The sequence below is a fragment of the Lutibacter litoralis genome (genome assembly GCF_014646675.1).
Lineage (GTDB): Bacteria > Bacteroidota > Bacteroidia > Flavobacteriales > Flavobacteriaceae > Lutibacter > Lutibacter litoralis.
In genome coordinates, this window is the sequence record NZ_BMNS01000007.1 from 159,287 (window position 1) to 182,847 (window position 23,561).

The 23,561-nt window shown below is 31.4% G+C and carries 20 protein-coding genes; 18 read left to right on the forward strand and 2 right to left on the reverse strand.

Annotated elements, in window-relative coordinates; all coding sequences use genetic code 11:
- Nucleotides 1–37: 37 nt before the first annotated feature.
- The 14 genes from IEW75_RS12260 to IEW75_RS12325 all read left to right on the forward strand — a co-directional run bounded on the left by IEW75_RS12260 (nt 38) and on the right by IEW75_RS12325 (nt 19,200).
- Nucleotides 38–1,552 carry a sugar porter family MFS transporter gene (locus tag IEW75_RS12260; protein WP_134248940.1) on the forward strand — a complete coding sequence of 505 codons (1,515 nt, stop codon included), beginning with the start codon at nt 38–40 and terminating at the stop codon, nt 1,550–1,552.
- 9 nt (nt 1,553–1,561) lie between these two features.
- A complete protein-coding gene (locus IEW75_RS12265; RefSeq protein WP_134248939.1) occupies nt 1,562–2,875 on the forward strand; it encodes a glycoside hydrolase family 2 TIM barrel-domain containing protein in 1,314 nt (437 codons plus the stop codon).
- Nucleotides 2,876–2,969: 94 nt separating this feature from the next.
- On the forward strand, nt 2,970–6,416 hold the full coding sequence (locus tag IEW75_RS12270; protein WP_134248938.1) for a 1,3-beta-D-glucan phosphorylase, GH149 family: 3,447 nt from the start codon (nt 2,970–2,972) through the stop codon (nt 6,414–6,416).
- A 13-nt stretch (nt 6,417–6,429) separates the two neighbouring features.
- Entirely contained in the window at nt 6,430–7,692 is a 1,263-nt protein-coding gene (locus IEW75_RS12275) for a glycoside hydrolase family 17 protein (RefSeq protein ID WP_134248937.1), read from the forward strand.
- 91 nt (nt 7,693–7,783) lie between these two features.
- Nucleotides 7,784–9,244: an MFS transporter gene (locus IEW75_RS12280; RefSeq protein ID WP_134248936.1), complete on the forward strand. Its 1,461-nt coding sequence runs from the start codon at nt 7,784–7,786 to the stop codon at nt 9,242–9,244.
- An 85-nt stretch (nt 9,245–9,329) separates the two neighbouring features.
- Nucleotides 9,330–11,687, forward strand: a complete 2,358-nt coding sequence (locus tag IEW75_RS12285) for a glycoside hydrolase family 3 C-terminal domain-containing protein (protein ID WP_204744224.1) — start codon at nt 9,330–9,332, stop codon at nt 11,685–11,687.
- A gap of 32 nt (nt 11,688–11,719) precedes the next feature.
- Entirely contained in the window at nt 11,720–12,739 is a 1,020-nt protein-coding gene (locus IEW75_RS12290; RefSeq protein ID WP_134248934.1) for a glycoside hydrolase 5 family protein, read from the forward strand.
- Nucleotides 12,740–12,766: 27 nt separating this feature from the next.
- Nucleotides 12,767–13,651, forward strand: coding sequence for a glycoside hydrolase family 17 protein (locus tag IEW75_RS12295; protein WP_134248933.1), 885 nt, complete (start codon nt 12,767–12,769; stop codon nt 13,649–13,651).
- Between the two features lie 245 nt (nt 13,652–13,896).
- Nucleotides 13,897–16,197, forward strand: coding sequence for a glycoside hydrolase family 3 N-terminal domain-containing protein (locus IEW75_RS12300; protein ID WP_134248932.1), 2,301 nt, complete (start codon nt 13,897–13,899; stop codon nt 16,195–16,197).
- Between the two features lie 38 nt (nt 16,198–16,235).
- Complete coding sequence (locus tag IEW75_RS12305; RefSeq protein WP_308423341.1) at nt 16,236–16,391, forward strand: hypothetical protein; 156 nt, start codon at nt 16,236–16,238, stop codon at nt 16,389–16,391.
- Nucleotides 16,392–16,502: 111 nt separating this feature from the next.
- Nucleotides 16,503–16,667: a Lacal_2735 family protein gene (locus IEW75_RS12310; RefSeq protein ID WP_134248931.1), complete on the forward strand. Its 165-nt coding sequence runs from the start codon at nt 16,503–16,505 to the stop codon at nt 16,665–16,667.
- 13 nt (nt 16,668–16,680) lie between these two features.
- On the forward strand, nt 16,681–17,085 hold the full coding sequence (locus IEW75_RS12315) for a DUF2452 domain-containing protein (protein WP_134248930.1): 405 nt from the start codon (nt 16,681–16,683) through the stop codon (nt 17,083–17,085).
- A complete protein-coding gene (locus IEW75_RS12320; RefSeq protein ID WP_134248929.1) occupies nt 17,057–17,380 on the forward strand; it encodes a TIGR03643 family protein in 324 nt (107 codons plus the stop codon). Before IEW75_RS12315 ends, IEW75_RS12320 begins: the two co-directional genes overlap by 29 nt.
- Before the next feature lie 83 nt (nt 17,381–17,463).
- On the forward strand, nt 17,464–19,200 hold the full coding sequence (locus IEW75_RS12325; RefSeq protein ID WP_134248928.1) for an ABC transporter ATP-binding protein: 1,737 nt from the start codon (nt 17,464–17,466) through the stop codon (nt 19,198–19,200).
- Between the two features lie 25 nt (nt 19,201–19,225).
- On the opposite strand, the gene IEW75_RS12330 is transcribed toward IEW75_RS12325, so the two are convergent.
- Both IEW75_RS12330 and IEW75_RS12335 read right to left on the reverse strand, forming a co-directional pair.
- Nucleotides 19,226–19,384, reverse strand: a complete 159-nt coding sequence (locus IEW75_RS12330; protein WP_158283805.1) for a hypothetical protein — start codon at nt 19,382–19,384, stop codon at nt 19,226–19,228.
- Nucleotides 19,385–19,593: 209 nt separating this feature from the next.
- The gene (locus tag IEW75_RS12335; RefSeq protein WP_134248927.1) at nt 19,594–20,550 is read right to left on the reverse strand and encodes a tRNA dihydrouridine synthase; all 957 of its coding nucleotides are present in this window, start codon (nt 20,548–20,550) and stop codon (nt 19,594–19,596) included.
- Nucleotides 20,551–21,129: 579 nt separating this feature from the next.
- Between IEW75_RS12335 and leuC the strand changes: the two genes are divergently transcribed.
- The 4 genes from leuC to leuD are packed head-to-tail and all read left to right on the forward strand — an operon-like array spanning nt 21,130 to nt 23,560.
- The gene (gene leuC, locus IEW75_RS12340) at nt 21,130–22,530 is read left to right on the forward strand and encodes a 3-isopropylmalate dehydratase large subunit (protein WP_134248926.1); all 1,401 of its coding nucleotides are present in this window, start codon (nt 21,130–21,132) and stop codon (nt 22,528–22,530) included.
- A gap of 33 nt (nt 22,531–22,563) precedes the next feature.
- The gene (locus IEW75_RS15900; protein ID WP_240035472.1) at nt 22,564–22,740 is read left to right on the forward strand and encodes a four helix bundle protein; all 177 of its coding nucleotides are present in this window, start codon (nt 22,564–22,566) and stop codon (nt 22,738–22,740) included.
- A 25-nt stretch (nt 22,741–22,765) separates the two neighbouring features.
- Nucleotides 22,766–22,927 carry a four helix bundle protein gene (locus IEW75_RS15905; protein ID WP_240035473.1) on the forward strand — a complete coding sequence of 54 codons (162 nt, stop codon included), beginning with the start codon at nt 22,766–22,768 and terminating at the stop codon, nt 22,925–22,927.
- 36 nt (nt 22,928–22,963) lie between these two features.
- Nucleotides 22,964–23,560 carry a 3-isopropylmalate dehydratase small subunit gene (leuD, locus tag IEW75_RS12350; protein ID WP_134248925.1) on the forward strand — a complete coding sequence of 199 codons (597 nt, stop codon included), beginning with the start codon at nt 22,964–22,966 and terminating at the stop codon, nt 23,558–23,560.
- The last annotated feature ends 1 nt before the right edge of the window (nt 23,561 follow it).

Consider the following 23,561-nt stretch of genomic DNA (forward strand, 5'->3'; position numbering starts at 1 on the left):
TTGAATTAATTTAGACAACCGAAACCAACTAAAGATTATGAATAAATCATATACTATTACAATAAGTTTAATTGTAGCAATGGGAGGCTTTTTATTAGGTTTCGATAGCGCTGTTATATCAGGTGCAGTAAACGGAATAAGAAGTTATTTTGAAATGTCTGATTGGGAACTTGGTTTTTCAGTTGGGTGTGTAATTTTTGGAGCCATGGCTGGTAACATAACAGCAGGCCCGCTAAGTGATAAATTCGGTAGAAAGAAAATACTAATTTTAACAGCATTATTATTTACAATTTCGGCACTCTGGTCTGCATTTGCAACAAATTACATTTCATTTGTTATTGCAAGAATTATTGGAGGTGTTGGTATTGGAGGAGCTATTTTAATTGCACCAATTTATATTGCTGAAATTGCACCACCAAAACTAAGAGGTAGTTTAGTTTCTTTAAACCAGTTAAACATTGTTTTAGGTATTTCGGTAGCATATTTTTCTAACTATTTTTTAAAAGATTTAGATGGAGAAAGTTGGAGATGGATGTTAGGTGTTGAAGCAATTCCTGCTATTATTTATTTTTTATCATTGTTTTTAGTTCCTAGAAGTCCACGTTGGTTAATTCAAAAATTAGGCAAGGTTGATGTAGCTGAAAAAACATTGGAAAAAATTGGTGGTGAAGAATTTGCTGAAAAAACAATAAGTGAAATTCAAAGAGGTATCGACAAAAAAGAAGCAAAAGGAACCTATGCAGATTTCTTCAGCAAAAGAATGCGTGTTATTGTAATTATTGCTTTTGGTTTGGCATTTTTTCAACAAATTACAGGTATTAACGCCATATTTTATTACGCCCCAACAATTTTTGAACAAGCAGGAGGTAGCACAGACGCTTCTTTTTTACAAGCTATTGTTGTTGGTTTAACAAACCTAGTTTTTACTTTTGTAGCTATTTATTTAATTGATAAATTAGGAAGAAAACCATTGTTAATAATTGGTACTTCTGCAATGGCAATTGCTTTATCTATGGCAACATTAGCTTTTAATAATGCTACTTATAATTTTAATGAAACTACTATAGAAAAAATAAGTAACCCAGAAATTAAAACTGCATTAACAGCGTTAAATGGACGTTCATTTGTATCTCAAAATGAACTATTTGAAAACGCTCAACCTTTATTAAACGAAACTCAATTTACAGAATTTAAACAAAATGAAATAAAAAGTTTTATTAATATAAATGCAACATTGGTGCTAATTGCCATATTATTATATGTTGCAGCTTTCGCAATTTCATTAGGTCCAGTAATGTGGACAATGTTATCAGAAATTTTCCCAGGAAATGTTAAAGGAATTGCAATTTCTGTAGTAGGTTTCTTTAATTCATTGGTAAGTTATACGGTAACACAGTTTTTCCCTTGGGAACTCACCAATTTAGGACCAACAATAACTTTTGCAATTTATGCAGTTATGGCAATTTTATCGTTAGTATTTGTTTTAAAATATGTTATTGAAACAAAAGGAAAAACATTAGAGGAAGTAGAAGAATTACTAATTAGATCATAATAAGATTGTATGAAAAATATAGTACTAATTGTTTTTTGCATTTCACTTTTTTATGGTTGTAATACAAAGCAATCTAAAAAGGAAAGTATGACAGAAAGCAAAGCTGTAAAAGTTGAATTGAAAAACAATAATGGGCAATTTCAATTGTATGTAAATAATGAACCTTTTTACATTAAAGGTGCTGGTTTAGAATTTGGAAGTATTGCTTCAGTTGCTAAACATGGAGGTAATTCTTTTAGAACTTGGAGAACAGATAATGGTCAGCAATCTGGAAAAGAAGTACTAGATGAAGCACTTAAAAATGGGTTGATGGTAACAATGGGGATTGAAGTAGCAAGAGAACGACACGGCTTTGATTATAATGATGAAGTTGCTGTAAAAGAACAATTTGAACGAATTAAAAAAGAGGTAATAGCTTTAAAAGACCATCCTGCTTTATTTATTTGGGCAATAGGTAACGAGCTAAATTTACGTGCAAAAAACCCTAAGGTGTGGGATGCCGTAAATGATATTTCAAAAATGATCCATGAGGTCGATCCCAATCATTTAACAACTACAACTTTGGCTGGAATTTCTCAACATGAAATTGATTTAATTAAAGAACGATGTACAGATTTAGATTTGCTTTCTGTACAGCTGTATGCTAAAATACTTGAGTTGCCTAAACAAATTAAAGAATTTGGTTGGAAAGGCCCTTATATGGTTACAGAATGGGGTGCAACTGGGCATTGGGAAGTTCCAAAAACATCGTGGGGCGCACCAATTGAAGAAAATAGCACTTTGAAAGCAGCAAATTACTTAAGAAGATACAAAGAAGCAATTGAAGCTGATTCATTACAATGTGTTGGTTCGTATGTGTTTTTATGGGGGCAAAAGCAAGAACGCACGCCAACTTGGTATGGGGTGATTTTAGAAGATGGTAAAGAAACAGAATCTGTCGATGTAATGCATTATCTATGGAATGGAGCTTGGCCAGAAAATAGAGCGCCTCAAATAGAGTCGTTTACAATTAATAACAAAACTGCTTACGAAAATGTAATTTTAAATGCAGACGAAGAAAGTTTGGCAATTATTAAAGTAAATGATATTGAGGATGATCAATTAAATTACCGTTGGGAAATATTAAAAGAAAGCACAGACCTAAAAGATGGTGGAGATTTTGAAAATAGACCAGATGTAGTTGATTTTACGGTTATAAGTGATAAAAAAGGTGAATTAAAATTTAAAGTTTCCGCTGAAAAGGGAGCTTATAGATTATTTGGATATGTAGATGATGGACAAGAAAAAGCTGCAACATCTAATATTCCATTCAGATTGAATTAAAAAAAGAGAGCATATTAAAAACGACCTCCTTATAAATACTAATTTGAAAGAGGTTTTTAATGAGATTATATAAAATAAGTAAAATAATATTGTGATGTATATAGGTGAAAATAAAACTTCTAATGAAGTGAATGAAGTAAAAGGAAACATGGTAACCATTGGGAAGGAAAGTTATTATAAAATTTCTAATGTAAATGAAATGAGACCTTTTTTTATGAGTATTGTAAGTAATTCAAACCATTGGATGTTTATTTCTAGTAATGGTGGATTAACTGCGGGAAGAAAGAACAGTAATTATGCATTATTCCCATATTATACTGATGATAAAATTACAGAAAGTGCAGAAATTACAGGAAGTAAAACCATTGTTCAAATTCATTTAGAGGGAAGAACCTATTTATGGGAACCATTTTCAAATAGATATGAAGGTGTTTATAAAATTAGCAGAAATTTATACAAAAATAGCTACGGGAATAAAGTAATTTTTGAAGAAATTAATCACAATTTAGGTGTGACCTTTAAATATGAATGGTGCTCAAGTAGTAAATACGGATTTGTAAAAAAATCAACCATAGTTAATAATACTAACAAAACACTTAAAGTTACTGTATTAGATGGGATTCAGAATATCTTACCTTACGGAGTGCCATCCGATTTACAAAATACTAGTAGTAACTTAGTAGATGCCTATAAAAAATGTGAATTAGAAGTTAATGAAGGCTTAGGAATTTATGCATTAAGTGCTATTATTGTTGATAAAGCAGAGCCAAGTGAAGCGCTAAAAGCGAATATTGTTTGGTCTGTTGGTGTTGAAAAACCTACTTATTTATTATCGTCAATTCAATTAAATAATTTCAGAAAAGGGAAAGAGATTCAGCAAGAAGTTGATGTAAAAGCAGAGAAAGGAGCTTATTTTACAAGTTCAGATCTAACTTTGAATGCAAATTCAGAAAAAAACTGGATGTTTGTTGCCAATGTAAATCAAAGCATTGTTGATATAAATGAAATTAAGAATAGTATTAAAAATGAAAAGAATCTAGCAACCAAAATTCAGGAAAATATTGAACGAGGTACTACTAAATTAATTCAGCTTGCTGGAGCTTCAGATGGAATTCAATTATCGAATGATAATTTAATTAATTCAAGACATTTTTCAAACACACTTTTCAACATCATGCGTGGTGGTATTTTTGATTTTAACTATCAAATTGAAAAAGATGATTTTATAAAATACATTGCAAATGCAAATAAAAAAGTTCTAAAAAAGAAAGAAGATGATTTGACAAATCTTCCTGAAATATTTTCTCTAGAATTTTTAAAAGAATTAGCAAATAACCAAGTTGATAAAAATTTTAAAAGACTTTGTTTTGAGTATATGCCGTTGAAATTTAGTAGAAGACATGGAGATCCAAGTAGACCTTGGAACAAATTTTCTATTAACACAAAAAGTGAAATTGATGGTTCAAAAATATTGGATTATGAAGGAAACTGGAGAGATATTTTTCAAAATTGGGAAGCTCTAGCGCATTCATACCCAGCGTTTATTGAAAGTATGATTCATAAGTTTTTAAATGCAACAACATTTGAAGGTTATAATCCGTACCGTGTAACAAAAGATGGTTTCGATTGGGAAACAGTAGAGCCAGATAACCCGTGGTCATATATTGGGTATTGGGGCGATCATCAAATTATTTATTTATTAAAGTTTTTAGAATTTATTGAAAATCATTATCCAACTAAATTATCAAGTTATTTTAATGAAGAAATCTTTGTATATGCTAATGTGCCTTACAAAATCAAAAGTTATGAGGATATTTTAAAAAATCCAAAAGATACGATTGAATTTGATGTAGAATTAGATGCAATTATAAATGAAAAGAAAACGCAGTTAGGTGCTGATGGCGCTTTATTACGCGATGAAAATTATTTTATTTATAAAGTAAATCTTGTTGAAAAACTATTAGTAACAGTATTGGCAAAAGTATCAAATTTAATTCCTGAAGGTGGTATTTGGATGAATACACAACGCCCAGAATGGAATGACGCCAACAATGCTTTGGTTGGTAATGGAGTTTCAATGGTAACCTTGTATTATCTAAGACGCTTTTTAAAATTCTTAGAAGAGGTAGTTGCAAAGTCCGATCTAGATACTGTTGAAATCTCTAGTGAATTAGCACTATTTTTTAATGAAGTTACAGCAACACTCAACAAAAACAAAAATATTTTAGCTGGAAAAGTTTCAGACAAGGAAAGAAAAACAGTGTTAGACGGACTAGGAATTGCAGCAAGTAATTATAGAGCAACCGTTTATGAAAAAGGTTTTTCAAGTAATAAAGACACGGTTTCAAAATCTGATTTAATACACTTTACCAAAGTTACACTTCAATATCTAGATCATTCAATTGATGCAAATAAAAGAGCCGATAATTTATACCACGCTTATAATTTAATGACTGTTGAAAACAAAGATGAGGTATCAATTTCGTACTTGCCAGAAATGTTAGAAGGTCAAGTAGCGGTTTTAAGTTCGGGGTATCTTTCTTCTAAAAATAGTTTAGAAGTATTAGATGCTTTAAAGGCAAGCGCTTTGTTTAGAGCAGATCAGTACAGTTATATATTATATCCAAATAAAGAATTACCAAGATTTAGTGATAAAAATAATATTTCTAAAACTGATGTTCAAAAATCAACATTGTTAAAACAGCTTACTAAAGATGGTAACACGCAAATTATACAAGTTGATTGCTTTGGAAATTGCCATTTCAACGGAAATTTCAACAATGCAAATAGTTTGAAAGAAGCATTAAATAATCTTCCAGAATCATATCAAGCACTTATTGAAAAAGATAAAGAGGTAGTTTTAGGTGTTTTTGAAAAAATATTTAATCATAAAGCATTTACAGGTAGATCAGGTACATTTTTCGGATATGAAGGGTTAGGGTCAATTTATTGGCATATGGTTTCAAAATTATTGTTGTCAGTTCACGAAAGCTGTATAAGTGCAATTGAAAATAAGGAAAGTGATGTTTTAATTGGTAAAATGTTTGATCATTATTTTGAAATTTATGAGGGTATTGGCGTTCATAAATCTCCAAAATTATACGGTGCTTTCCCAACCGATCCTTATTCACATACACCGGGAGGAAAGGGTGCTCAGCAACCAGGAATGACTGGGCAAGTTAAAGAGGATGTTTTAAGCAGATTTGGTGAATTAGGTGTTTTTGTTAAACAAGGAACTCTTCATTTTAATCCAAAATTATTAAGAGATGAGCAATTTTTAAAGCAATCAAAAACGTTTAAATATTTTAACATTAATAATGAAGCAAAAGAAATTGAATTAGAACCTAAGTCACTTTGTTTTACGTATTGCCAAATTCCTATAATTTATAAAATGGCATCAGAAAGTGGAATAGATGTGGTTTTTAATGAAGGTCCAAGCGTACTTTTCGATGCATTAAGTCTTGATGTGGAGCGTAGTAATCAAATTTTTAGTAGAACTGGAGAAATTGAAAAAATAATAGTTTCAATAAAACGGAATTAAAGCAAATATAATTATGAAAACAAGGTTAAAATTCTTTTTATTATTAGTAAGTGTAGCATTTTTTATGGGTTGTTCAGAAAGTCAAAATAAATTTGAAATAACAGCAAAAGATATTTTAGAAAATCCTGAATATTTAGCAATTTCATATGGAGGTTATAGAGAAATCACACGTGATGTTCAGCCAACAATTGAAGAATTAAAAGATGATATGAAAATTTTAGCAGCAATGAATGTTAAAATTTTACGCACATACAATGTTCATTTAGCACAAGCATCTAACCTATTAAAGGCAATTTCTGAATTAAAAAAGGAAGATTCAAGCTTTGAAATGTTTGTAATGTTAGGCGCTTGGATAGATTGTAAAAATGCTTGGACTGAATTAGAGCCAGATCATAATGAAGAAAGCGAACGCAATGCGAAAGAAATTGCAACAGCTGTTGAATTGGCTAAACAATATCCAGAGATAGTTAAAATTATTGCAGTTGGAAACGAAGCAATGGTGCGTTGGGCAACAAGTTATTATGTGCAGCCAAGTGTAATTTTAAAATGGGTAAACCATTTACAAGATTTAAAAAAGCAAGGGGAATTATCAAAAGATTTATGGATAACCAGTTCTGATGATTTTGCATCTTGGGGAGGTGGAGATCCAAGTTATCGTACACCAGATTTAGAAGCTTTAATAAATTCAGTAGATTATGTTTCGATGCATACATATCCAATGCATAATTCATATTATAATCCACAGTTTTGGGTAGTTCCTGAAAATGAACAAGAACTTTCTGATGAAGAAAAAGTTGAAAAAGCAATGTTTCGTTCTATTGATTTTGCTAAAAATCAATATAAAAATGTTTTAAATTATATAAAGAGCGTCGATTCAACAAAAACCATTCATATTGGAGAATCTGGCTGGGCAACTGTTTCAAATGGACATTATGGAAGTGAAAACTCAAAAGCAGCCGATGAATACAAAGCAGGAACGTATTATAAGTTAATGAGAAAGTGGACTAATGAAGAAAAAATTTCATTGTTTTACTTTGAAGCCTTTGACGAGCAATGGAAAGACGCTCAAAATCCGTTGGGTTCTGAAAATCATTTTGGGTTGATTAATTTAAAAGGAGAAGCTAAATATGCAATTTGGGATTTAGTGAATAATGGAACTTTTGAAGGCTTAACAAGAAATGGAAACCCAATTACTAAAACGTATAACGGAGATAAGGAAGCATTAATGAACAATGTATTAGTGCCACCTATAGCAACTGAAAATGAGGGGAAATAAAGAAAATTTATTTATAAAATACATTTATGCGCTATGAAATTGTAAAGTGAGAAATGTTAAATAAACCAAATTAAACTTAAAACCAAACCACATGAATCATCATAAAACAGCACCACAGGATATTGTTCCTTTAGTACAAAAATTAGCATTTGGATCTGGCCATTTAGCCAATCAACTATTTCCTGCCGCTTTAGGTGTTTTTATGGTTGTATTGGTGATGTCTTTAGGAATGAATCCAGTTTTAGCTGGTTTATTGGGTGCGTTGCCTAGATTATTAGATGCACTTACCGACCCAATTATGGGGTTTATTTCAGATAATACAAAATCAAAATGGGGAAGAAGAAAACCTTATATACTTATAGGTAGTGTTATCTCAGGAGTTGCGTATATGATTATGTGGCAGTTAAATCCTGAAGATTCTGAAATGTATAATTTTTTCTATTTTTTAATTGTTTCATTATTCTTTTACATAGGCTACACCATTTTTGCAACGCCATTAATTGGATTAGGTTATGAAATGACACCCGACTATAATGAACGTACTCGTTTAATGGCGGTTTCGCAATTTATGGGGCAAATGGCTTGGGTAATTGCACCTTGGTTTTGGGTTATTATTTACGACCAGTCTTTGTTTGAAAGTGCACCTGAAGGAGCTAAAACTATGGCTATTTGGGTTGGAGGTTTGTGTATGGTTTTAGGAATCTTACCAGCGCTTTTCAATAAAGAAATGGAAGTTGATAAAAGTAAATTGAAAAACCTTTCAATGAGCGAATTGGCGGCAAATACAAAAGAATTTATTAGAGGAATTGTGTTAACGCTCCAAAACAAGCAGTTTATGAAATTGTGCGGAGCTACGTTTTTTATTTTTAACGGATTTCAAACAATTGCGCAATTTTCGTTTTTTATAATTGTTTATTATCTATTTCAAGGTGACACCGCTGCTGCTGGGTCTTGGCCAGCTTGGTTTGGAACCGTAAGTGCATTGGCTACTATGTTTTTAGTAATTCCTGTAGTTACCAAAATTTCAGTCAAAATTGGAAAACGTAAAGCTTTTATAGTTGCTACATTACTTTCAATTGTTGGGTATATTTTAAAATGGTGGGGATTTGATCCGGGGAACCCTTGGTTAATGTTTATGCCTATTCCTTTCCTTTCTTTCGGAATTGGAGGTTTATTTACGCTAATGATGTCTATGACCGCTGATGTTTGTGATTTAGATGAATTGAATAATGGAGAGCGCCGTGAAGGTATGTTTGGTGCTGTTTACTGGTGGATGGTAAAATTAGGAACAGCTCTAGCAATGCTAACTAGTGGTGTTGTTTTACAACTAGTTGGTTTTGATGAAAGTATTACAGTACAATCAGCTGATACGCTAACTAATTTACGTTTAGCAGATATTATTATACCTATAGTTGCGGCCTTAATTGCCATTGTTTTAGTTTGGAGATATAATATAACGGAGGAAAGAGCGCATGAAATTAAAGAAGCTTTAGTGACGCGTCGTGCGGAAATTGCAATTGAAGATGAAAATAACAGAAAGCAAGCCTCATAATATTTTTTTAAGTCAGAGGTTTTATCGATAGCTATAAAAATAGATTACCGCTATCTTTTTCATATAAATGCTTAAAGAACAATCCATGAAAAAAGCAGTATTAATTTCATTCTTAGTGTTAATTACTATGAATTTAAAAGCACAAACACAACAAGAAATTGATATTCAGAAAAAAATTACACAACTAATTTCTGAATTAACTATTGAAGAAAAAGTAGCACTTTGTTCAGGAAGAGATGACTGGAGTACAATGCCAATTGAACGCTTAGATATTCCTTGGATTTGGTTAGCGGATGGACCCCACGGCTTACGTCGGGCGCCAGCAACTAATAAACCAGGTTATGGTGATCAATTGCCAGCAACTTGTTTTCCTACTGCTTCTGCACTTGCAGCTACTTGGGATGTAGATTTAGTTTATAAAGTAGGTCAAGCATTGGGGGATGAAGCACAGGCGCAGGGTGTAAGTGTACTTTTGGGCCCTGGAGTAAATATTAAACGTTCTGTATTGGGTGGTAGAAATTTCGAATACTTTTCTGAAGATCCAATTTTATCTGGAGAAATGGGTGCTGCTTATATAAACGGAGTTCAAAGTCAGGGAGTAGGAACTTCATTAAAACATTTTACAGCTAATAATGTTGAAACCATGCGTATGTTTAACAATTCAAATGTTGACTCACGTACGTTGCATGAAATATACCTAACACCTTTTGAAATTGCAGTAAAAAAAGCACAACCTTGGACGGTGATGGCTTGTTACAATAGAGTTCAAGGTGAATACGGAACTCAAAGTTCATTTTTACTAACTGATATTTTAAAAAAAGATTGGGGTTTTAAAGGAATTGTAGTCTCAGATTGGTTTGCAGTTATTGATCGTGTTGCAGCAATGAAAGCCGGAATGCATTTAGAAATGCCTAAAGTAAGTCCAGTAAATAATGCTGTTGCAGTGGAAGCTATTAAAAATGGAGCATTGGATATCGCAGTTGTTGATGCATTGGTAAAAGAAATATTAACGGTTGTTTTTAAGGCTAAAGCACTTCAAAAAGAAGGCGTAGAATTAAATGTAGAAAAAGACCATGCTTTTGCAAGAAAAGTGGCTTCTGAAGCTGCTACGTTATTGAAAAACGAAAATGAAATATTGCCAATTTCAAAAGATAAATATAAAAAAGTAGCTATTATTGGGGAGTTTGCTATTGCGCCACGTTACCAAGGTAATGGAAGTTCACAAGTAAAACCAACCAAACTTGATAATGTTTTGGAGATTATAAAAAATGAATATGGAGAAGGTATTGAAATAACCTATGCGCAAGGTTACAATTTAGCAGATGATAACGATACGTCATTAATTTCAGAAGCTAAAAAAGTCGCTTCTGAAGCAGATGTTGTGTTGGTATTTACTGGTTTACCATTGCAATATGAATCAGAAGGAATTGATAGAACGCATATTCATATGCCTCTTTCACATAATAAATTAATTGACGAAATTGGTACTCTTCAAAAAAATACCGTAGTTGTACTTACCAATGGTAGTGCGGTTACAATGCCGTGGATTCAAAATGTTTCAGGAGTGTTGGAAACTTGGTTAGGCGGTCAAGCAGGTGCTGGTGGAATTGCAGATGTGTTATTTGGAAAAGTAAATCCTTCAGGAAAATTAGCTGAAACATTTCCAATGCGTTTAGAAGATACTCCTGCCTTTTTTAACTTTCCAGGAGAACAAGGTGATGTACTTTATGGAGAACGTATTTTTGTTGGTTATCGTTATTATGATGAACAAAAAATTGAACCATTATTTCCTTTTGGCTATGGATTGTCTTATACTAGTTTTGAATACAGCGATTTAAAAGTGTCTTCAAAAAACACCACAGATAAAGAAGGTTTAACCGTGAGTGTTACCATTAAAAATACAGGCAAAGTTACTGGAAAAGAAATTGTTCAATTGTATGTTTCAGATACAAAAAGCACATTACAACGTCCTAAAAAAGAACTAAAGAAATTTGCGAAAATTGAGTTAGCACCAGGTGAAGAAAAAGAAGTTTCTTTTAAGTTAGAAGGTCGTGATTTTTCTTATTTTGATGCTAAAAGAAATTTGTGGATTGCTGAAAGTGGCGAATATGTTATTTCAGCAGCAACTTCTTCAAGAGCTATTAAATTGTCTGAAACTATTAACTTACAATCAACACAGCAAGTACCTTTAATGTTTGATGAATATACCTTTTTTCTAGAATACTGGAACAACAAACAAACACGTAAAATTTTATTGGAATACATGCCAAATTGGATTAGAGGTATTGTAACTGAGGGAGATGAAGCTGAAATAAGAGAGTATCAGGGTTTTATGGTAGAACATCCTTTAATTAAATATCCATACATTACACATGGTGAAATAACCCATCAGCAAGTAAAAGAGTTGGTTGAAAAATGTAAAGGACTAACATATACCCCATAAAATAGTCTATTAACTATATAAATATTATTAGGATGCATAAATTTAAACGAAAAGCTTTTATAAGTATTTTAATACTGATAGCTTCGATATTCTATTCATGTAAAACAGAAGGTATTGCTGTTTCTGGCAGACAATTATTGGTAAATGAAATTCCTTATATAATTAAAGGGATTTGCTACCATCCTGTTCCAAAGGGAAGTGATCAGAGAAATTTTAACAATCTTGAGGAAGATTTAGCTTTAATGGTGGAAGCCGGAATAAATACAATAAGAGTGTATGCTCCAATTGATGATGAGGCTGTTTTGGATCAAATTCATAAGGCAGGCTTAAAAGTTATTATAGGGTTTGGATACAATCAAGGAGGTAACTATGATATTTTATCAGGTACTTTTATCAATTATGTAAATAAATATAAAAGTCATAGTGCTATTTTAATGTGGGAACTTGGTAACGAGTATAACTACCACCCAGAATGGTTTGATGGCGATTTAAAAAATTGGTATAATGCTATGAATAATGCCGCTCAATTAATTCATGAAAATGATCCATCGCACCCTGTGACAACAGCTCATGGAGAATTACCTGACGCATTAGCACTTTCTTTAAGTCCTAATATTGATGTTTGGGGATTGAATGTGTACCGATGGGATGATCCTTCAACAATTTTTTCAGAATGGAGTACTGTTAGTTCAAAACCAATGTATTTATCTGAAGCAGGTGGAGATAGTTATATGACTATTCCAAAAGATGGTTACGAGCAAGGAATTAATGAAAAAGTACAAGCAGATGCGAATAAAAATATTTTAAAAGCTGTTTTTAAAGCGTCTGATATTTGTTTGGGTGTTACATTGTTTTCTTTTACCGATGGATGGTGGAAAGCAGGAAATACAGACACCCAAGATCCAGGTGGTTGGGCGCCAAATAGTAGTGGTGTACCTTATGATGGCACCCCAAATGAAGAATATTGGGGTATTGTAGATATAGATAGAAATAAGAAAGAAACGTATCAAGTAGTAAAAGAAATTTATAAAAGTGTTTCTGATCAAAATTAGCAGTTTAAGGGATTTAAAACATAAAATATGTCAGTTAGAAAAGAAAAAATATTATCGTTAGCGGGAATTAACCACGAAAATAAATCGAAAGAAGAATTACAAAGTTATTTTTCAAAAGCTTTAAATAATGGGATGCATGGGTTATGCTTTAGCCCATATGAAGAAGGTCAACAACCAGGTGATATTATTACAGAAGAACAAATTAGAAGAAGAATGGAGATTATTAAACCATATACAAAATGGATTCGCTCTTTTTCTTGTACTGATGGAAATGAATTAATTCCCAAAATAGCACATGAATATGGCATTAAAACTTTGGTAGGCGCTTGGTTAGGTGATAATGATGAAATTAACAAAAAGGAAATAACCAATCTTATTAAAATTTCCAAAGAAGGATATGTTGATATTGCGGCTGTAGGAAATGAAGTAATGTACAGAGGCGATTTAACAGAAGGAGAGTTATTGGCATTTATATTGGAAGTGAAGGAAGCAATTCCAAACGTACCTGTAGGGTATGTTGATGCGTATTACGAGTTTGAACATCGTCCAAAAATTACAGCAACTTGTGATGTGGTACTTGCCAATTGTTATCCTTATTGGGAAGGCTGTAAATTGGAGTATTCATTATTATATATGAAAGATATGTACCGTAGAGCCATGAGTGCTGCAAAAGGAAAAAAAGTAATTATCACAGAGACAGGTTGGACAAATAAAGGGCAAGTTTTTTATGGTGCAGTGCCTTCTTTTGAAAATGCCATGAAATATTTTATAAATACACAACAATGGTCTGAAGCAGAGGATATTGATGTTTTCTACTTTTCATCGTTTGATGAATCATGGAAAACTGGTGCAGAAGGAGATGTTGGAGCCTATTGGGGGATTTGGGATAAAGATGAAAATCTTAAATACTAACTTTTGTTTTTGAAACTTTTAATGAGCCTTGGAAAGGATCTGACGAAGAACGAGAACCAGAAAAAAGGGACCTGTTTACAATAAATAAAGCACCTAATTCAGAAAAGAAATAAAGTAAATTAAATATCGATATTGCTAGTCATACCAAAACTGTTCTTTATGAGTTGTGTGGTTATGATTATAACATAACGCAACTAGACTTTCCTTTGTTGTTAAAAGAAGTAGAAATATATAATTCAATATAAATGAAGAAAATATATCAAATAACATTAATAATCATAATTTTTATGAGTTGTGCTAAGAATGAAAAACCTATTGATTTAAGTCTTAAAATAAGCAGTTTGCAAACTGAAGAAACTGAAGCTAAAATAGAAGAATTAGTAACCAAAATGACTTTAAAAGAAAAAGCGGGTCAAATGCTAAATATTGGTTTACCTTCAGTTTTAAAAGGTGAATATTGGGACGTAAGAGATAGTGTTAATTTTGATGCTCAAAAATTTAAAAAATTTATTATTGATTATGCCGTTGGGTCAATACATAACACGCCACAATATCCGGCTACTAAAGAAGAGTGGTTTAAAATTGTAAAAGAAATTCAGGATTCTGCAATGCAAAAAACACGCTTAGGAATTCCTGTTTTATATGGAATTGATAATATTCACGGGGCAAATTATGTAAATGGTTCTGTAATGTTTCCACATCAAATTGCTGTGGCTGCAACTTGGAATACAGAACTTTCTAGAATTGGAGCGGAGATAACCTCCTATGAATCTAGAGCGGCCTCACTTCCTTGGAATTTCAATCCAAATGCAGATGTAGCAACAAATCCACTTTGGGGAAGAATTGGAGAAAGCTTTGGTGAAGATCCATATTTAATTTCAGAAATGACAAATGCTTATATTAAAGGATCTCAGGAAAAAGGATTAGAAAATTCAGCAAGTTCTGCAGTTTGTATGAAGCATTTTGTAGGTTATGGAGCTGGAAAAAATGGAAAAGACAGAGCAAATGCAATAATTCCTGAGAATAGCTTACGTCAATATTTTTTACCTCCTTTTGAAAAAGCTTTAGAAAATGGAGCAATGGGTGTAATGATTAGTTCAAATGCTGTTAACGGAGTTCCTTGCCATTTAAACACCTATTATATTACCGATATTCTAAAAGGTGAAATGGGTTTTAAAGGTGTGGTAATATCAGATTTTAGTGATGTTGAATTTTTAGTGGCAGCACATCAATCTGCTAAAGATATGCGGGAAGCAACTAAATTAGCCGTTAATGCAGGGATCGATTTATTAATGAATCCTTATGATGCGGATGTAGTCGATCTTATTGTAGAATTGGTTGAAGCTGGAGAAATTTCAAAAGAAAGAATTGATGATGCGGTAACACGTGTATTACGTTTAAAATTTTACTTAAATCTATTTGAAACTCCTTATAATAACCCAAACGAATATCCAGATTTTGGAAGTGAAAAGCACATTGCTGCTAATTATAAAACAGCAAGTGAAGCAATTACCTTATTAAAGAATGAAAACGCTATTTTACCCCTTTCTTCCAATAAAAAAGTATTGGTAACTGGTTATTCGGCAAATTCAATTAATATGTTAAATGGAGCTTGGTCAAGATCGTTTTTAGGAAGAGACACTACCTATAATGATCCAAGTAAATTAACAATTCTCGATGCAATTAAAAAACAAGTTGGAACTAAAAATGTTGATTTTGTAGAAGGAACAGATTATTTAGAAAATATTAATTCTGATTTGGCTGTTTCAAAAGCAAAAAAAGCAGATTATATTGTTGTATGTGTTGGAGAAATACCAGCTTCAGAAAAACCATCAGATATTAATGAGTTGGAATTGCCTAAAGTACAACAAGAATTAGTTAAAAAATTAGCTAAAACAGGAAAGCCTATTATTTTAGTAATGGTACAAGGGCGCCCGCGAATTGTCAGAGAAATTGAACCGTTGGCTAACGGAATTTTAATGGCTTATTTACCTGGTCAAGAAGGTGGAAGAGCTATATCTGATGTTATTTTCGGAACTATAAACCCGAGTGGGAAATTGCCTTATACGTATCCAAAATTTACTGGAAACATATTGCCTTATTATTATAAAAAAGCAGATATACGAGATATAGATTGGGGTTATAATGGTTTTTATCCACAATTTGAATTTGGATTCGGATTATCTTATACCTCTTTTGAATACTCAAATTTAAAAATTAGTAAAGACACTTTAACAACTTCTGATAAATTTAAAGTTGCTATTACTATTAAAAATTCTGGTAAAAGAGAAGGGAAAGAAATTGTACAGGTTTTTATAAAAGATTTAGTTGCAACGGTTTCTCCAGATTCTAAAAAATTAGTTCGTTTTGATAAAGTTAATTTAAAAGCAGACGAAATAAAAACATTAGAATTTGATTTAACTACTAAAGATTTGGAAAGTATTGGGATTAATAATAAATGGATTATTGAAGAAGGTGAATTTGAAATCTTAGTTGGTGGAAAACCTCAGGAATTATTAAAACAAAAAATATATTTCAAAAATTGAAAGAATATCAAGAAGACGTATATATTCAAACATAAAAAATGCTTGAAGGAATTGAACAGTTACAAGGTTTTTCATCTTGGATCTTAGTCGACTTTAGATCTCCAAGACGTGTGTTGCCTAAAATTCAAGATGGATTTAATAGAAAAGGTTCAATCTCTGAAGACGGTGAAAAAAAGAAAGTAATCAATAATTAAAACATAATCATTAAAATGTTTAACAATTTTTGAAAATTGTTAAACATTTTTTGTAAATTAGCACAATTATTTTAAGAAAATAATTTCTTGAAATTTAAAACTGTAAAGAATATGTTCGGATTATTTAAAAAAAAGTCAGTGAAAGAGAAATTACAAGCGCAATACGAAGAGCTTTTAAAAGAATCGTATAATTTATCTACAACCAACAGAAAATTGAGCGACCAAAAAGTGTACGAAGCTGAGCAAGTAATGAATCAAATTGAAAAGTTGCCTTAATAAAATTAAACAAATGGTAGCAACAAATAAAAAACCAGATAATGTAGTTTTTAATACTGAAACTCAAAAATACGATGCAGCGTTAAAACCGTATGCAATTTCTACAGGTTCACCTGTAATTACAACATTAGATACTGTTGCTTGGAAAAATAGAAGTATTCATAAAATTAATAGTAAGGTTGAAGCTAAATATTTAGAATTAAAAGTGGAATACAAAAAAATGATGGAAGAGTTTGAATACAATAAACTCATTTTTGACGCAACATTTACTTTTGAGCCTATTATTGGAAAAATATATCATTTATACAAAAGAAAAAACGGCGATTCTTTTCTTTCTATTATAGCTCCTGAAGAATGTAATTTTAATTTTTTAGGAAGTTTTTACTTAAATGCAGAACAAATTTGGAAAAAAATATAACTTTAGTTTGAAAGACACTATACAACTTACAGAAATAGAATTAGATCGTATTATAGAAATGGCGTGGGAAGATCGTACCCCTTTTGAAGCAATTCTTTTTCAATTTGGAATGTCGGAAAAAGAAATTATTATATTAATGCGTGGTAATCTTAAGGAGTCTAGTTTTAAGCTTTGGAGAAAAAGAGTAAATAGTGGAGTTAGTCAAAAACATTTAAAAAAAAGAAATTCAGCTATTTCACGTTTTAAATGTTCACGTCAAAAAGCAATTTCGGGAAATAAAATAAGTAAGCGATAAAAATACAATTAATAATGTGTTATTGTTTCACTGCCTAATTGTCATTTGTAAAGTTCTGGCTCGATTTTCGACTACAAAATACTATGAGTAAAAGTAACGTATCATTTTGGTGGGCATTTAAGGAATTTATTTGGCCGAGAAAACGAATTATTTTTTTAGGTTTAATTTTAATAATGGCTAAAAGTTTGTCTAGTTTGGTATTGCCTTATGCTAGTAAAAACTTAATTGATGACGTAATCCCGTCAAAGGATATGAGTGCATTAACTACGTTAATTATTATTGTATGTGCTGCAATTCTTGTTCAAGCCATAACATCGTTTTCTTTAACGCGTTTGTTAAGTGTAGAAGCACAGCATTTAATTTCACTATTAAGAGCAAAAGTCCAAAAAAAGCTTCTTACATTACCAATAAGTTTTTTCGATAACAATAAATCCGGAGCTTTAGTTTCTAGAGTAATGACAGATGTTGAAGGTGTTAGGAATCTTGTTGGTACCGGTTTAGTACAATTAGTTGGAGGCTCTATTACTGCAATAATTTCATTAGTAATTTTAATTAAAATAAATGCATTAATGACCCTTTTTGTATTGGTTCCTGTAGCTATTTTTGCCGTGGTTGCTTTAAAGGCATTTGGATATATACGACCTATTTTTAGAGCACGTGGAAAAATTAACGCAGAAGTAACGGGTAGGTTGACAGAAACCTTAAATGGAGTTCGTGTAATTAAAGGTTTTAATGCGGAAGCGCAGGAAAACAAAACTTTTGAAAAAGGAGTGGAAAAACTGTTTTTAAATGTGAAAAGAAGTTTAACAGCAACTGCACTAATGACAAGTTCTTCAACGTTTTTATTAGGATTAGCATCCGCTGGAATTATGGGAATTGGTGGTTATTTTATTATGAATAACACTATGACTTACGGTGAATTTGTGTCTTTTACATTGTTTTTAGGGTTTTTAATTGCACCAATTGTGCAAATGAGTAATATTGGAAGTCAGTTAACCGAAGCTATGGCAGGTTTGGATAGAACCGAAGAGTTAATGAATATGACTGAAGAAGACAATCCTAAAGTGAGAACTGAAGTTTTAGATAAAATTGAAGGGGATATTTTGTTTGAAAATGTTTCATTTAGTTATGAAAAAGGAAAAGAAGTATTGCATAATATTTCATTTAAAGCGCCAAAGGGAACTGTAATTGCATTGGTCGGTTCTTCAGGTTCAGGTAAATCTACAATTGCAAGTTTAGCAGCATCGTTTTTAAATCCTTCAAAAGGAAATATTTTTATAGATGGTGTTGATATGTCTAAAGTAAATTTAAATAGTTTTAGAAGTAGGTTAGGAGTTGTTTTACAAGACGATTTTTTATATGAAGGAACAATTAGAGAAAATATTTTATTTCCAAGACCAAATGCTACAGAAGAACAATTGTTAGAAGCAGTTAAAGGCGCGTATGTTAATGAATTTACCGATAGATTTGAGGAAGGTTTAAATACAGTTATTGGTGAAAGAGGTGTGAAATTATCTGGAGGTCAACGTCAAAGAATTTCTATTGCCAGAGCTATATTGGCGAATCCGAAAGTGATAATTTTAGATGAAGCAACTTCAAACTTAGATACTGAAAGTGAATCTTTTATTCAAAAAAGTTTACAAACTTTAATGCAAGACAGAACAACATTTGTAATTGCCCACAGATTGAGTACCATTCAAAAAGCAGATCAAATTTTGGTTATTGAAGAGGGAGAAATTGTAGAACGTGGAAAGCACAATGAATTATTAGCTAAAAAAGGGCGCTATTTTGATTTGTATACGTATCAGAGTAGAATTTAAATCTAAAAAAAAATACTTTTAAAAGTTAGTTTTCATGAGAAGTGTAATTTTTAAAAAATTCATGAAATGGAATCGGTTTTAAATTCCGAGATTCATAATGTGCTAAATATGTTTTATAATTTTTCAAAGCAAATTCTTTAATAAATGTAGATGTTTCGTTATCATCCTTTTTAATATATTCCATTTATAAAAAATTAAAGGTAAACAGTTGGTTAACTAATCAAGCTATAAAAATATAAAAGAAATTATTAATAATCAAATATATTTCATAATTATAAGCTGAAAGTTAAGAGGTTAGCGTAAGTAATTTAAAATTATGGCAGATAGTATAGTTGAATTATTTTTTAAAATTGTTTTTAAGCGAACAAAGTATTTAAAAATAAAGCTAAATAGTTATCTTAAATTCTTTTCTGTATTAAAAATATCAGCTACTGCTGCTTCGTAATTTTTAATGCTTTTTGCTTTTTTAATCTTCTTTAAAGTTTTGCGAGGGTTGGAGAAAGACAAAGAAAAGTATTCCCATAAATGATACATTTTTAGTAAAATATGTGTTGCTCCAGAAAGTGATGTACTGTATTGTTGGTAAAGTGTATTATGAAATTCAATAAATAGTACTATTTTATTTTCAGGATATTCTAACGTGTTATTTTTAATCATACTTGGTAAAAAAGGATCGGAAATCAAACCTCTTCCTATCATCCAATGGTTTATTGTTGGAAATAGTTCTTGCATTTCTCTAAATTTTGCAACCGAAGTAATATCTCCGTTGTAATACAATGTATGCTTTGCAATATCAATACATTTTTGAAATCCTTCTAAATTAACACCGCCTTTATACAACTGTTTTCCTATGCGCGCGTGTATTGCAATATTTTTAAGAGGAAATGAATCTAATATTGGAAGTGTTTTTAAAATTTCCTCACTGTTTTCATAGCCCAATCTCATTTTCATAGAAACTAAAATATCAGATTCTGAATGAACCTTTTTTAGAATTTCGTTAATCTTCTGACTTTCGTTTATAAGTCCAGAACCCATGCCACATTTTGTAACCATTGGATAAGGGCAGCCTAAATTCCAGTTTAATTCTTTATAACCAAGTTCTTTAACGTAGTTTGCTACAAATAAAAACTCGTCAGCATCATTTGTAATAATTTGAGGAATTACTTCTAAACCAACATTATTTTCTGGCAATAAATCTCTTTGATAAGAATTTTTAATAATAAATTTTCCATTCAACCGAATGTAGGGTGCATAAAAAGTATCAATTCCTCCAAATTGATTGTTTAGGGCATTTCTAAATCGGAAGTCTGTAAACCCTTGTAAAGGTGAAGATAATAATGTAAAGCTCATAAGATTAAAATTAGGCAAATATAATCCTCTAAAGGTTATCTAGCTATTTTTTTAGAAGGAGGTTACTTGTCTTTGGATTTAAAATACCATTTTTTTAGTAAAAAAAAGATTTAAAACGCTTTAAGAAATTTTGGATATCGTAGTGCATAATATATTTGAGAAGATTTATTTACATTATTATAGTAATTCTATTCAATGCTATTTTTTAAATAAATTCTTTTAATGAAGATTTTAATAAGAACTAATTTCTGTCAAAAATTAATAAAAGTACCTTTTAGGTTGAAATATTTTCAAAAATTAAACTTTTAGCATTGTAAAATGTATTAAATTAATAAAATTAGAAAGTTGCAAGAGTAATACTATTAGCAATTATTTAAAGTTTTAGTTTTTGGAATTAGTTCTCATATGAAATGTTTAATAAAAAAGAGTTAAACTAATATTTATTAAAAATTCTTCTTGGGTATCGTATAAAAATAATAATAAAATTGAGAACATAGTAGTTTTTTTTAAATTTGCAGCCATTCTTTCAGCGATGCATTACATTGCATGGTTGTATAAATAAACACAAAAAAAATTTAAATGAGTACAACATTATTTGACAAAGTTTGGGATTCTCACGTAGTAAGGAAAATTGAAGATGGACCAGATGTTTTGTTTATAGACAGACATTTAATACACGAGGTAACAAGTCCTGTCGCTTTTTTAGGATTAAAAAGTAGAAATAATTCGGTGTTATTTCCAAATAAAACGTTTGCAACTGCAGATCATAATACGCCAACAATAAACCAACATTTACCAGTTGAAGATCCACTTTCAGCAAATCAACTGAAAGCTTTAGAAGAAAATTCTGCCGAATGGGGAATTTCTCACTGGGGGCTGGGACATCAACAAAATGGAATTGTACACGTTGTAGGTCCTGAATATGGTATAACATTGCCAGGAGCAACTATTGTTTGTGGAGATTCACACACATCAACACACGGAGCATTTGGAGCCATTGCATTTGGTATTGGTACTTCAGAAGTTGAAATGGTACTTTCGTCACAATGTATTATGCAACCTAAGCCTAAAAAAATGCGTATCAATGTAAATGGTGAGCTAGGTTTAGGAGTAACACCTAAAGATGTTGCACTGTTTGTAATTTCTAAATTAACAACTTCTGGTGCAACTGGTTATTTTGTTGAGTATGCAGGAGATGTGTTTAGAAATATGACCATGGAAGGCCGTATGACTGTTTGTAATTTGAGTATTGAAATGGGAGCTCGTGGAGGAATGATTGCTCCAGATGAAAAAACTTTTGAATACGTAAAAGGAAGACAATTTGCACCAAAAGGAGAAGATTGGGATAAAGCAATGTCTTATTGGAAAACGTTAAAAACAGATGAAGACGCTGTTTTTGATGAAGAATTAACGTTCAATGCTTCCGAAATTGAACCAATGATTACGTACGGAACAAACCCAGGTATGGGGACTGGAATTTCAAACAATATTCCTAGTGCTAATCAAGTTATAGGTGGTGCAGCAACTTATAAAAAATCATTAGATTATATGGGATTTGCTGAAGGTGAAACAATGATTGGAAAACCAGTAGATTACGTATTTATTGGAAGTTGTACCAACGGTAGAATTGAAGATTTTAGAGCGTTTGCATCTATTGTAAAAGGGCGTAAAAAAGCTGATAATATTACTGCTTGGTTAGTTCCGGGTTCTCATATTGTTGAAGCAAAAATTAAAGAAGAAGGTTTGTTAGATATTTTTACTGAAGCTGGTTTTGTATTGCGCGAACCAGGTTGTTCAGCTTGTTTAGCAATGAACGATGATAAAGTCCCTGCAGGTAAAGTCGCAGTAAGTACTTCAAACAGAAACTTTGAAGGACGTCAAGGACCAGGATCAAAAACAATGTTGGCGAGTCCGTTAGTTGCAGCAGCAACAGCTGTAACAGGAGTTGTAACTGATCCAAGAACCCTTTTAAAAGGCTAATAGCTGTTTGCAATTAGCCTGTAATCTACTAAAATGAGAAACTTTAGAAAATATCAAGTTTGGGAATTAGGACATCAAATTACATTAGATGTTTATAAATTAACAAACGTTTTTCCAAAAGATGATCAATATGGCTTAACAAGTCAAATGAGAAGAGCTTCATCGTCGATTTCTGCAAATATAGCAGAAGGCCTGTGGAAGAGAAAGTGAAGTTGAGTTTAAAAGATTTCTTGTTATTGCAAATGGCTCAGCTACAGAATTGGAATATTTTTTAATTCTTGTGAAAGATTTAAATTTTGTTTCAGAAATAGATAGTATAGATTTAGTTGGAAAAATAGACCAGCTTAAAAGAAGTTTAAATAAATTAATAAGTAAAATTAATAATACTGGTAATTAGCCAAGAGCTAAATGCTAGTAGCCAAAAGCAAATAATATGGCCTACGATAAATTCGAAATATTAAAAAGTACAGCGGTTCCATTACCAATTGAAAACGTAGATACCGATCAAATAATACCAGCTCGTTTTTTAAAAGCGACTAAACGTGAAGGTTTTGGAGATAACTTATTTAGAGATTGGAGATACAATCCAGATAATACACCAAAAGAACAATTTGTATTAAACAACCCTATTTATAAAGGGAAAATATTAGTTGGTGGTAAAAACTTCGGTTCAGGTTCATCCAGAGAGCATGCCGCATGGGCGGTATACGATTATGGATTTCGTTGTGTGGTTTCAAGTTTCTTTGCAGATATTTTTAGAGGAAATTGTTTAAATATTGGTGTTTTACCAGTTCAGGTTAGTGCTCAATTCTTAGACAAAATATACAAAGAAATTGAAGCAGATCCAAATACTGAAATTGAAATTGATTTACCAAAACAAACAATTACAATTTTAGCTACAGGAGCTCAAGAGTCTTTTGAAATTAATAGTTATAAAAAAGATAATATGTTAAATGGTTATGATGATATTGACTATTTAACAAAAATGAAACCAGAAATAGAAAAGTTCGCAGACTCAAGACCTTTTTAGT